The following is a 12,146-nucleotide window of genomic DNA, read 5'->3' as shown; positions in this document are numbered from 1 at the left end:
CGGTCCTGGGGTGTCAGCGTCCGGTGCCTGCGTGCACGACGGCCTCGTCGTCGCCGCCGAGTTCGAACGCCGCGTGCAGTGCACGCACGGCGGTGTCGAGCTCCACGTCCCGCACCAGCACGGAGATGCGGATCTCCGAGGTGGAGATGATGTCGATGTTGACCCCAGCGCTGGCCAGTGCCTCGCAGAAGGTCGCCGTGACCCCGGGGTGCGAGCGCATCCCGGCGCCGATCAACGAGACCTTGCCGACGTGATCGTTGTAGATCACCTGGCCGAATCCGATCGAGTCGCGCCGGTTCTCCAGTGCGGCAACGGCTTTCGGGCCGTCGTCCTTCGGCAGCGTGAAGGTGATGTCGGTGAGTCCGTCGGCACCGGCCGAGATGTTCTGCACCACCATGTCGATGTCGATCTCGGTGTCGGCGATGGTCCGGAAGATCCTGGCTGCGACGCCGGGCGTGTCGGGGACCTTGGTGACGGTCACTTTCGCCTCGCTCCGGTCGTGCGCGACACCGGTGATCATGGCCTGCTCCACGGGAATCTCCTCGATCGTGCCTGCGACAGTGGTTCCGATCCGATCGGAATAGGACGAACGGACGTGCACGGGCACGTTGTACCGACGGGCGTACTCGACACAGCGCAGCATCAACACCTTGGCTCCGGAGGCTGCCATCTCGAGCATCTCCTCGTAGGTGATGGTGTCGAGCTTGGTGGCGTTGGCGACGATCCGCGGATCGGCGGTGTAGACCCCGTCGACGTCGGTGTAGATCTCGCAGACGTCGGCCTCCAGCGCCGCCGCCAGGGCCACCGCCGTGGTGTCACTGCCACCGCGGCCGAGGGTGGTGATGTCCTTGGTGTCCTGGCTGACGCCCTGGAAACCGGCGACGAGCGCGATCGCACCGTCGTCCAGCGCGGCCCGGATCCGTCCCGGCGTGACGTCGATGATCCGTGCCTTGCCGTGCGCCGAAGTGGTGATGACGCCGGCCTGGGAGCCGGTGAAGGAGCGGGCCTCCGCACCCAGCGCCGAGATGGCCATCGCCACCAGCGCATTGGAGATCCGCTCTCCCGAGGTGAGCAGCATGTCCAGTTCACGGGCCGGCGGCACGGGGGCGACCTGCATCGCCAGATCCATCAACTCGTCCGTGGTGTCCCCCATCGCGGAGACGACCACGACGACGTCGTGACCGGCCTTCCGGGTGGCGACGATGCGCTCGGCGACGCGCTTGATGCGGTCGGCAGTGCCGACCGACGAACCGCCGTACTTCTGGACGATGAGACTCACCGCCTCAGCCTACCGAGGGGGACCTCACCCGATCTGCACTGCCCGGGCGACACCGTGGGACGCCGGAGGGCCGTCCCACGGTGCGGGACGGCCCTCGGGAACTGCGACTACGACGACCGAGCGGTCAGCCGCCGATCTTCGACTTGACCTGCGAGTCGTAGAGGCTCTGCAGCTTCGTCTGCAGCGCCGTCAGCGAATCCTTGACGCCGGCCTGCGCGGTGAGGACCTTGCCCATCGCAGCGGCGATCTCCTGGTCGGCGCCCGGGATGAACACCCGTGCGTTGTCCTGCTTGCGCACCACGGCGAGCTGGTCGATCGCCGTCTTGCGCAGCGGGTTGTCGGCGATCAGCGCTGTCGTGTCCGCATCCTCACGCACCGGCAGATAGCCGGTCGCCTCGGAGAACTTCACCGTCATCTCCGGGCTGGTGAGGAACTTGACGAACGTCGCGGCAGCGAGCTGGCGGGCCGGCTCGATCCCCTTCGGGATGCCGACGCCGGCACCGCCGGTCGGGCAGACCGGGGACGCGGACGTCGGACCGCCGGGCAGGAACCCGACACCCACCTCGAACTTGCCCTTGGCGCCGTCGAGCACGCCGACCAGTGAGCCGGTCGAGCCGAGCGCCGCGCTGGTCGCCTGGGCGATGAGGTCGTCGGTGGCCGACTTGGAGGAGACTCCCGCCCACTTGCCCGTGTAGACCGAGTCCTGCAGGAACTGGATCGCCTGCACCGACGCGTCCGAGGTCATGATCGACAGGTCGAAGTCCTTCGACCAACCGCCGCCGTAGCCCCACAGGATGTTCTGGAAGGTCCAACCGGCGTAGTCGGCCAGCGCCGCGTGCTGGTACGGCTTCGCCTTCGGGTTGGCCGACGCGAGCTTGGGAGCCCACTCGGCGAACTCGGCCCAGGTCTTGGGCGCGCGGTCCTCGAGACCTGCCGACTTCCAGTGGTCCTTGTTGTAGTAGAACAGCGGCGTCGAACGGGCCCATGGGATCGCCCACTGGGAGCCGTTGTACTGGTAGTCGGCGAGCAGGCCCTGGCGGTACGCGCCGGTGTCGATCTTGGTGGCCGCGATCAGCGGGTCCATCGGGGTGATCGATCCGGCCAGGAAGTACCGGAACCACCAGACGTCGGAGAACACCACGAGCTCCGGCAGCGACGCCGCTCCGGCCGCCTGGGCGGTCTGGAACTTCGTCGCGACCTCTTCATAGTTCGCACCGGCGGTGACGAGCTTGACCTCGATGCCCTTGCCCTCGTCGGTCGCGTTGAAGGCCTTGATGATCTCCTTCGTCACGTCCTCGGAGCCGCCCGGGTGGTTCGACCAGAACGAGATCGACGCGGCCGGTTTGACACCGGTGAAGTCGACGGCGGCGGCGGCCGACGACGTCGCGCCGCCGCTGCCGGCGGGCGCGGTGGTCGGTCCGCCGCAGGCGGCCAGCGCCATCGCGCCGGCGCCCAGTCCGGCGAGACCGAGGAAGCGACGACGGTCCACCGCCTTGGAACCGAGAGCGGCCAACGGATCGGGAAGATTCAGCGACATCCGAGATTTCCTTTCCAGCAGTGCAGGGTCCGCCACCCGAGTGGTGGGCGGATGGGGTGGGACGGGAGAGGCTGGGTGAGCGGTCACTTGACGGCTCCCTGGGTGAGTCCGGCAACGATGAACCGCTGCAGGGCCGCGAAGACGATCAGCACCGGGAGCAGCACGAGCACGGCGCCCGCCATCAGCACGGGGTAGTCGCCGGCATTGCCCTCGCTGTTGCGCAGCAGGGTCAGGCCGACCGGGAGTGTCATCATCCGGGACTGCGTGGTGATGATCAGCGGCCAGATGTAGTCGTTCCACTCGTTGACGATCGTCACCAGCGCCACGGTGGCGATGGTCGGGCCGGAGATCGGCACGATCACCCGGAACAGCCGCTTGAAGTGACCGGCGCCGTCGATCTCGGCCGCCTCGGTGATCTCCTTGGGCAGCGACATGAAGTGCTGACGGAGCAGGAAGGTGCCGAACGCCGTACCGAGCCCGGGAAGGATGATGCCCCAATAGGTGTCAACGCCGCCGAGGCCGGCGATCAGCACGTAGTTGGGCAGCAGGGCGACCTGCGGCGGCACCATCAGCGCCACCAGGATGCCCATGAAGATGACCCGTTTGAACGGGAACCGCACGAACACCAGCGCGTAGGCGGTGGTCACGGCCAGCAGCACCTTGATGCTCGCTCCGACGACCGTCACGATCGTGGAGTTGAGGAACATCCGGCCGATGCTGATCCGCTCGGAGACCTGTTGGTAGGCACCGAGACCGGGATCCTGCGGGAAGATCTTCGGCGTGGTGGTGACGATCTCGCCGGGGGTCTTCAGTGATCCGAGCACCATCCAGATCAGCGGCAGGGCGATCACCAGGGTGGCCAGGATCAACGGCAGGTAGCCACCAACGATGGTGCCGACGATGTTGGAGCGGGTGAACGGTCCGTCCGGCTTTCCGGTCCTCCGACCACCGGTCGAGGAGTCGATGATGTCGTCGACGGCTGTCGGCATCGGGACACTCATGAGTAGTGCACCTTCCGCTCGAGCACGCCCAGTTGGACGACCGTCATCACCAGCAGGATGGCGAACAGGATGGTCGACACGGCGGCGGAGTAGCCGGCCCGCCCGACCTGGAACGCCTGCAGGTAGGACTCGTACATCAGTGTGGTGGTGCCGTTGCCCAGCGGCGTCATGATCTTGATCAGGTCGAAGGCCTGCAGGGAGTTCAGCATCGTGGTGAGCAGCAGGAAGAAGGTGGTCGGCGACAGCAGCGGCAGGATGACCGAGAAGAACGCCCGTTTGCCGGACGCCCCGTCGATCGCGGCTGCCTCCAGCAGGTCCTTCGGGACCGCCTGCATGGCGGCCAGGTAGATCACCGCGCAGTAGCCGAGGTTCTTCCAGACATAGACGATGACGACCATCCACAACGTGAGGTTGTCGTTGTTGAACCACTCCGGACTCGACGCGCCCAAGCTGCGCAGGATCGCACCGAGCACCCCGACCGTCGGGTCGAAGATGAACACCCAGATCAGGCCGACGCCGACACCGGACAGCACATACGGCGCGAAGATCGTCGCCCTGGCGAAGGTGCGTCCGGCCAGCTTGCGGTTGAGGACGGTCGCGAGCAGCAGTCCCAGAGCCATCGATCCGGCCACCGTGACCACGGTGAACACCAGGGTCACCCGCAGGACACCGATCGCTTCCGGATCACCGAAGAACTCCTGGTAGTTCGCCAGCCCGATGCTGGTGGCCGAGGTGCTGCCGGTCGTCCAGTCGAGCGTCGAGTAGTAGAAGTTCTGGATGACCGGGCGGTAGATGAACGCGACGATCAACGCGATGTTGGGCAACGCCAGGACCAGGAAGATCGGGAAGTCCCGCTTGTCCCTGGCGGTGAACTGCCGAACCCGCTTGCGACGTGCGGGTGGCTCGGAGCTGTCGGGTCCGGATCGGCTCCGGGTTGCGGCGACCTCGTCGGTCGCGCTCACCACTGCCACTGCTGACCTCCTTCACCTCGGTCCGACGATGTCTGGATGGAATTCCAGTACCGCGTCCGAGGTGACGGCGCCAGGACGTTTGCGAAACGTACATGTCCTGACAACCCGTGTTGCTCGTACGACCGCACAGACGCTCCGCCGACGAGGTGTCCGGGCAGCGTCCCTGCGGTTACCGGCGGTCGAACACTAACTGCCTCCAGTGGCACCTGTGACCCAGCCCACGGAAATCGTTTCCGATCGGTGACCCGGGCCGGCGTCCGGTCCGCCCTCCTGGTCCGCCCTCCTGGTCCGACCTCCTGGTCGGCCATCGTGCGACCTCGGGTACAGTCCTGCGTGTGGTGAGCATCGCAGCTCCGTCCCCCCGGACGGCCCTGCTTCTTAGTCGCCGCGACGGAGCCTGATCCTCGAGACAACCGGCTCCTCCGTCGCGGCGATCAGCATGCGTGCGTGCAGCCGGTTCCCCCTCAGCTCCTGAACGGAACCCCTCATGACCACCTCCCCTGCCACCCCCGACGTGGCCACCAGCAACACCCCCGCCGGCGAGATCCCCGCCGACCAGCCGTCGTGGAACCGCCAGCGCCCCTCGCAGATGCCGCACCGCCGGTACCAGCCGTTCACTCCGATCGACCTGCCCGACCGCACCTGGCCCGAGAACATGATCACGAAGGCGCCGCTGTGGTGCGCGGTCGACCTGCGTGATGGCAACCAGGCCCTGATCGACCCGATGTCGCCCGCGCGCAAGCGCAAGATGTTCGACCTGCTGGTGGCGATGGGCTACAAGGAGATCGAGGTGGGCTTCCCGGCTGCGAGCCAGACCGACTTCGACTTCGTCCGCGAGATCATCGAGCAGGACGCGATCCCGGACGACGTCCGGATCCAGGTCCTGACCCAGGCCCGGCCCGAGCTGATCGCCCGCAGCTACGAGGCCTTGGAGGGGAGCCACTCCGCCGTCGTGCACCTGTACAACTCGACCTCCACCCTGCAGCGGCGAGTGGTGTTCGGCCAGGACCGCGCCGGCATCAAGGGCATCGCGACCTCCGGCGCCGAGGAGGTGCTGCGCTGGTCGGAGAAGTACCCGCACACCGACTGGCGCTTTGAGTACTCGCCCGAGTCCTACACCGGCACCGAGCTGGAGTACGCGGTCGAGGTCTGCAACGCGGTGTCCGAGCTGTGGCAGCCGACCCCGGACCGGCCGATGATCGTCAACCTGCCGGCCACCGTCGAGATGGCCACCCCCAACGTCTATGCGGACTCCATCGAGTGGATGCACCGCAACCTGGCGCGGCGCGATTCACTGCTGCTCTCGCTGCACCCGCACAACGACCGCGGGACCGGGGTCGCGGCCGCCGAACTGGGCTACCAGGCCGGCGCCGATCGGATCGAGGGCTGCCTGTTCGGCAACGGCGAGCGCACCGGCAACGTCTGCCTGGTCACGTTGGGGCTCAACATGTTCAGCCAGGGTGTCGACCCGCAGATCGACTTCTCCGACATCGACGAGGTGCGCCGGACGGTCGAGTACTGCAACCAGCTGGCCGTGCCGGAACGCCATCCCTACGGCGGCGACCTGGTGTTCACCGCGTTCTCCGGTTCGCACCAGGACGCGATCAACAAGGGCTTCGACCACCTCAAGCGGGATGCCGATGCTGCCGGAGTCCCAGTGCAGGACTTCACCTGGCAGGTCCCGTACCTGCCCGTCGATCCGAAGGACCTCGGCCGCTCCTACGAGGCCGTCATCCGGGTCAACTCGCAGTCCGGCAAGGGCGGAGTTGCGTACGTCATGAAGACCGAGCACGGCCTCGACCTGCCGCGCCGTCTGCAGATCGAGTTCTCGAAGGTCGTGCAGGGCGTCACCGAGTCAGCCGGCGGTGAGGTTTCGCCGCAGCACATGTACAGCTACTTCGCCGACGAGTACCTGCGCCGGACGGCTCCGGTGGAACTGGTGCGCGCGCGCGTCCAGAGCCCCGACGACGAGGGGCCCGACGAGGTCGCCGCCCGGGTCGTGGTGAACGGCCAGGACCAGGTGATCACCGGCTCCGGCAACGGCCCGGTTGCCGGTTTCTGTGCGGCCCTGCACGAGATCGGCTACGACGTCCGGGTTCTCGACTACGTCGAGCACGCTCTCTCGGCCGGCGGCGATGCGACGGCTGCTGCCTATCTCGAGTGCGTCATCGATGGTGAGGTGTTGTGGGGCGTCGGCGTCGACTCGTCGATCACCACCGCATCGCTGCGGGCCGTCGTCTCCGCGGTGAACCGCGCCGCCGCCCGGGGTATCGAGTTCGCAGCAGATCGGGTCTGACGCCGGACCGACGCAGGATCCGGCTGGGCAGGGCTCCGATGTCCTGGAGTTCGCCGCCCCGATCACCCGGTAGATCGACAAGGTCGACCTCGGCCCGTTGAACGTACGGACCCAGCCGCCTACGAGGCCCGCTGACCCGCCCCGCCACGACTGCAACGAAGGCCCCGTCCGAGAGGTGATCTCGGGGCGGGGCCTTCGCATGGCCGGTGCCGGTCTGGGCACACTGTGGGGATGATGACGCGCGGAGCCCGGCATGCCTGAAGGCCACACCCTGCACCGGATGGCGCGTACCTACACGCGCAGGTTCGCCGGCCACCCGACCCACTCGTCCAGCCCCCAGGGGCGTTTCGCACCGGACGCCGCAGTGCTCGACGGCCTGATGATGCTGCGGGCGGAAGCCTGGGGCAAGCACCTGTTCTGCCACTTCGGCACCGAGCACCTGCCGACGACCGTGCACGTCCACCTCGGGCTGCTGGGCAAGGTGACCTACACCGACGGTGAGCCCGCCGAACCTCGCGGCGCGCTCCGGTGGCGGTTGAGCACCGACCCCGTCGAGCTCGGTGGGACAGCGGACCTCCGCGGGCCCACCGACTGCCGGATCGTCGACGAGGCGCAGGTCGATGCGATCCTGGCTCGGCTCGGTCCCGACCCACTCCGGGTGGACGATCCCGCGACCGACCCGGACCTCGCCTGGCAGCGGATCAGCCGGTCCCGGGCGCCGATCGCCGGTCTGCTGATGGACCAGTCGGTGATCGCGGGAGTCGGAAACGTCTACCGCGCCGAAGTGTTGTTCCGCCACCGACTCGATCCGCTGATGACGGGTCGGCAGCTCAAGCGCCGCGAGTGGCACGCGATCTGGTCCGACCTGGTCGAGCTGATGGCCGTCGGCCTACGGGTGGGCCGGATCGAGACGTTGCGGCCCGAGGACGTCGAGTCCCCCCGCGTCCGCAGAGAAGAAGGGCGACGAAGTCCGCAGTACGTCTATCGCCGAACCGGCGAGCCCTGCCTGCTCTGTGGGACGACGATCCGAAAGTCCGAGCTCGCGAACCGGAACCTGTTCTGGTGTCCTGGATGTCAGCGACGCACGCGGCGAGCGGGGTGACCACGACGCCGGCAACCAACCCGTCGATCGCGGATCTGGTCGCCAGGGCCCACATCGCAGCAGCCACGGTCGGACAGGTGTGTGTCATCGGCATCGACGGACCGGCCGGGTCGGGCAAGACCACTCTGGCGGATCGGCTGGGCACTGCGCTCCCCGACGCCGGCGTGGTGCACCTCGACGATCTCGTTCCTGGTTGGGACGGCCTCGCCGAGGCGGCGGGGAAGCTCGTCACCCAGATCCTGCAACCGTTGTCCGCAGGACGGGACGGACGGTACGAGAGCCACGACTGGACAGCGGGTGCCGCGGGTCCCTGGCGGGACGTCCCGGCCCAGCGGTTCGTCGTCGTCGAAGGCGTGAGCTGTGGAACCCGTGCTGCGGCAAGGCATCTGGGCCTGCTGCTGTTCGTCGAGGCACCGCTCGCGCTGCGCTACGAGCGCGGCATCGCCCGGGACGGCGAGACGTTCCGACCACATTGGGAGCGGTGGGCGGCCCAGGAGGTGCAGCTGTTCGCCCGCGAACGGACCAGGGAGCGAGCCGACGTGATCATCGACGGCTCGCTCCCGGTTCCGGACTGACGCGGTGCCCACGGGGGCGATCAGAGCGCGGCGAGCTCCGGCTTCCCGGTCAGGGCGGCGAAAGCCATCCGGTCCTCCGACGCCTGCTGGGCGCGCCGCAGCGAACCGAGCACGGCCAGCACGACGACGAACGCGCCGATCGCGCAGCCGGACAGCACCCAGTACGACTGCTGCGCAGGCGCACGGTCGGAGATGTACCCGGCGGCCGGCATCGAGATGGCCAGACCCACGGCCATCCCGGAGTTCGCCCAGGACAACGACTCGGTGAGCCGATCCGCCGGAACGAGTCGCTGGAGCAGCGACATGCCCGAGATCAGCGCCGGCGCCGCTGCCAGGCCGGCGACGAACAGGCCGCCGCCGAGCAGCCACATCGAATCCAGGAACGTCAGCGGCAGTGAGACGACGGCCAACGCCGCCGTCGAGAACACGAACTGTCGCAAGAGCGATGCCCTGAGCTCCAGCACACCGAACACCAGACCGGACAGCAGCGAACCGACCGAGTAGAGAGCCAGCATGATCCCAGCCGTGCCAGGAGCACCGGCTTCCTTCGTGGTCGCCACGGTGGCCACCTCGAGCGAACCGAACACCCCGCCGAGCAGCAGGAAGACCAGGGCAACCCCGGCGACGCCGGGCAGCAGCAGGGCGGGACGCCCAACAGCGCGATGCGACGCGCCGGACGGAACCGGCTCGGTACGCACCTGGCTCAGGAGGAAGACCAGCCCGACGGTCAGGAAGATCGCGGCGAACACCAGCGCAGCCGACGGGAAGAGCTGCAGCGCCAGCACGGTGGCGAGTACCGGACCGAGGATGAACACCATCTCGTCGATCAAGGACTCCCAGGCGAACGCCGTCCGCAGCATCGGGGTGCCGGACAGCAATTTCGACCATCGCGCGCGCACGAGCGTGCCGACGCTGGGGACGCCGGCGCCGGCCAACACCGCGAGCACCAGGATCGGCCAGGTGAGCTGGGTGAAGACGCCGAACCCGATCATTGCGGCGAGCGCCGGCAGATGCAGCGCCAACTGCCACGGGACGACCCTGCGCTGACCGCGGGAGTCGATCAGGCGCGACACGACCGGACCGGCCACCGCCGCCGAGATCGCGAAGGTCGCCGAGACAGCTCCGGCGAGCCCGTACGACCCGCGGACGTCGGAGATCAGCAGGACCGCGCCGACGCCGGACATCGACATCTGCATGCGGGCGAGCGCTCCGGCAGCGCTGAACCGGGCCGCGCCGGGGAGACGGAGGACATCGAGGTAGGGGCCGAACATGGGTGCTGCTCCGTTCGAAGCCTGCCGAGACATGCACGGTGCTTCGTCGTGGGGAAAGGACGTGCCATGACGGTACGTCCAACTAAACCGTCCAGCCGGTACAGTTTATTCCATCCTGCCGCGTCCGGACACCCCTTTTCGACAACCGTCGGTACGGTTCGGCTGACACAGGAGGCACGGATGGCACGCGACACGCGAGATCGCATCCTGGGGGCGCTGCGCGTCGTGCTCGCCAGAGGCGGCAGCTCGGCAGCAACGCTGGAGGCTGTCGCGGCGGAAGCAGCCGTGTCCAAGGGCGGGTTGCTCTACCACTTCCCCAGCAAGCAGGCGCTCTACGAGGGGCTCGTCGCCCAGACCAGGGCGTCGGTGGAGGCGGAACTGGGGACGCTGATGCATCCCGAGGAGGTGGTGCGCCGCTACCTGGAGTATGTGGCCCCGCGGGACGAACACGAACGCGGCTTCATCCTGGCGCTGATCAATGCGTTGCAGGAGACCCGCACCGGTTCCGGGGTCGTCACGGACGAACCCGATCTTTCCGACGTCTTCGGCCAGATCTTCGCCGCCTGGGAGGAGCCGGTCCGGGCAGCGATCGGCGACCCGATCACTGCCGAGATCGTCCTGCAGGTGGGCAACGGCTGGTATCTGTCGGCGATCGCCGGCCTGCGGCACCCCCCTGCCGAGGTCTTGACCGGCACCATCGACCGACTGGTGTCGGTGGCGTCGGCGGCACACACTCCACCGGAAGGTCCCAGATGAGTGACACGCTCGCGGCACACGTCGAGTACCTGGCAGTTCCGGTCCCCACCGCGGACCGTCCCGGACCCTGGCCCGGGGTGGTCCTCATCCACGACATCTTCGGGCTCGGCGACGACATGCGCGAGCAGGCCGACTGGCTCGCCGCTGCCGGCTACCTGGTGGCTGTCCCGGATCTGTACGACGGCAGATCGATGGTGCGCTGCATCAGGAGCATGTTCAGCCAGCTCGCCTCCCACCGCGGATCGGTCTTCGACAAGGTCGAGACGGCCAGAGCCGTGCTGGCAGCCGACGAACGGTGCACCGGCACCGTCGGCGCCATCGGATTCTGCCTGGGCGGAGGGTTCGCGCTGCTGATGGCCTCCGACCCCGGCTGGTCGGCGATGAGCGTCAACTACGGGATGATCCCGGACGACGCAGCCGAGGTGCTTGCCGGCGCCTGTCCGATAGTCGCCGCTTACGGCGCCAAGGACAGGGAGATTCCGCAGGGTGCGGCGAAGCTGTCCGCGGCCCTCGACGCGGCCGGGGTGGTCGCTGACGTGAAGGAGTACCCGAAGGTCGGCCACGGCTTCATGAACCGGTACAACCCGCCCTCACCGCTGACGACCCTCGCCAAGGTCGCCGGTGTGGGCTATGACCATGCCTCGACGGCCGACGCCAGGCGTCGCATCCTCGCGTTCTTCGACGTCCACCTGCGCGCGGACCCGAGGGCGGTCAGTCCGACCTGACGTCCCGGCAGGACCCTGCTCCGACGTCAGACCTCGACGGTCCGCCGCCCGGAGAATGCTCGTCCGAGGGTGATCTCGTCGGCGTACTCCAGATCACCACCCACCGGGAGACCGGAGGCGAGCCGGGTGATCGTCAATCCGGGGAACGTGTGCAACAACCGGACCAGATAGGTGGCGGTCGCCTCACCCTCGAGATTCGGGTCGGTCGCCAGGATCACCTCGGAGACACCGGGTTCGGCGATCCGGCGCAGCAACTCGGCGATCCTCAACTGATCGGGACCGATCCCGTCGATCGGCGAGATCGCCCCGCCCAGCACGTGGTAGCGACCACGGAACTCCCGGGTGCGCTCGACCGCGGCGACGTCCTTGGACTCCTCGACCACGCAGATCAGGGTCGCATCGCGACGCGGATCAGCGCAGACCCGGCACAACTCTCCTTCGGAGACGTTGCCGCAGACAGAACAGAACGTGACTTCGTCCTTCACCCGGCGCAGCGCGTTCTGCAGCCGATCGATGTCGGTCGGATCCACCGTGAGCAGGTGGAAGGCAATGCGCTGGGCGGATTTGGGACCGATCCCGGGGAGTCGGCCGAGCTCGTCGATCAGATCCTGTACCGGACCTTCGTACACGTCT

At 68.0% G+C, this 12,146-nt stretch carries 11 protein-coding genes; 5 read left to right on the top strand and 6 right to left on the bottom strand.

Annotated features, from left to right (window positions below; all coding sequences use genetic code 11):
• Positions 1-13: 13 nt before the first annotated feature.
• The 4 genes from ABLG96_RS04340 to ABLG96_RS04325 form a co-directional block, all read right to left on the bottom strand.
• Complete coding sequence (locus ABLG96_RS04340; RefSeq protein ID WP_353650186.1) at positions 14-1,279, bottom strand: aspartate kinase; 1,266 nt, start codon at positions 1,277-1,279, stop codon at positions 14-16.
• A gap of 124 nt (positions 1,280-1,403) precedes the next feature.
• The gene (locus ABLG96_RS04335; protein WP_353650185.1) at positions 1,404-2,816 is read right to left on the bottom strand and encodes an ABC transporter substrate-binding protein; all 1,413 of its coding nucleotides are present in this window, start codon (positions 2,814-2,816) and stop codon (positions 1,404-1,406) included.
• Between the two features lie 83 nt (positions 2,817-2,899).
• A complete protein-coding gene (locus ABLG96_RS04330) occupies positions 2,900-3,805 on the bottom strand; it encodes a carbohydrate ABC transporter permease (RefSeq protein ID WP_353651376.1) in 906 nt (301 codons plus the stop codon).
• A gap of 8 nt (positions 3,806-3,813) precedes the next feature.
• Positions 3,814-4,782, bottom strand: a complete 969-nt coding sequence (locus ABLG96_RS04325) for a sugar ABC transporter permease (RefSeq protein ID WP_353651375.1) — start codon at positions 4,780-4,782, stop codon at positions 3,814-3,816.
• A 493-nt stretch (positions 4,783-5,275) separates the two neighbouring features.
• Here ABLG96_RS04325 and leuA point away from each other — a divergent pair, with 493 nt between their 5' ends.
• From leuA to ABLG96_RS04310, 3 genes are all read left to right on the top strand, one after another.
• Complete coding sequence (leuA, locus tag ABLG96_RS04320) at positions 5,276-7,084, top strand: 2-isopropylmalate synthase (RefSeq protein WP_353650184.1); 1,809 nt, start codon at positions 5,276-5,278, stop codon at positions 7,082-7,084.
• A 253-nt stretch (positions 7,085-7,337) separates the two neighbouring features.
• On the top strand, positions 7,338-8,186 hold the full coding sequence (locus tag ABLG96_RS04315; protein ID WP_353650183.1) for a DNA-formamidopyrimidine glycosylase family protein: 849 nt from the start codon (positions 7,338-7,340) through the stop codon (positions 8,184-8,186).
• A complete protein-coding gene (locus tag ABLG96_RS04310; RefSeq protein ID WP_353650182.1) occupies positions 8,156-8,761 on the top strand; it encodes a hypothetical protein in 606 nt (201 codons plus the stop codon). Before ABLG96_RS04315 ends, ABLG96_RS04310 begins: the two co-directional genes overlap by 31 nt.
• 20 nt (positions 8,762-8,781) lie before the next feature.
• Here ABLG96_RS04310 and ABLG96_RS04305 read toward each other — a convergent pair whose 3' ends face one another.
• A complete protein-coding gene (locus ABLG96_RS04305; RefSeq protein WP_353650181.1) occupies positions 8,782-10,032 on the bottom strand; it encodes an MFS transporter in 1,251 nt (416 codons plus the stop codon).
• Positions 10,033-10,212: 180 nt separating this feature from the next.
• On the opposite strand from ABLG96_RS04305, the gene ABLG96_RS04300 reads away from it, so the two are divergent.
• Both ABLG96_RS04300 and ABLG96_RS04295 read left to right on the top strand, forming a co-directional pair.
• The gene (locus tag ABLG96_RS04300; protein WP_353650180.1) at positions 10,213-10,788 is read left to right on the top strand and encodes a TetR family transcriptional regulator; all 576 of its coding nucleotides are present in this window, start codon (positions 10,213-10,215) and stop codon (positions 10,786-10,788) included.
• Positions 10,785-11,513, top strand: coding sequence for a dienelactone hydrolase family protein (locus ABLG96_RS04295; protein WP_353650179.1), 729 nt, complete (start codon positions 10,785-10,787; stop codon positions 11,511-11,513). Before ABLG96_RS04300 ends, ABLG96_RS04295 begins: the two co-directional genes overlap by 4 nt.
• 26 nt (positions 11,514-11,539) lie before the next feature.
• On the opposite strand, the gene recR is transcribed toward ABLG96_RS04295, so the two are convergent.
• Entirely contained in the window at positions 11,540-12,142 is a 603-nt protein-coding gene (gene recR, locus ABLG96_RS04290) for a recombination mediator RecR (protein ID WP_353650178.1), read from the bottom strand.
• Between the last annotated feature and the right edge of the window lie 4 nt (positions 12,143-12,146).

It is taken from the genome of Nakamurella sp. A5-74, from assembly GCF_040438885.1.
Lineage (GTDB): Bacteria > Actinomycetota > Actinomycetes > Mycobacteriales > Nakamurellaceae > Nakamurella.
Note: the sequence above shows the minus strand (reverse complement) of the source record. Positions and strands in the feature narration are given on the sequence as shown.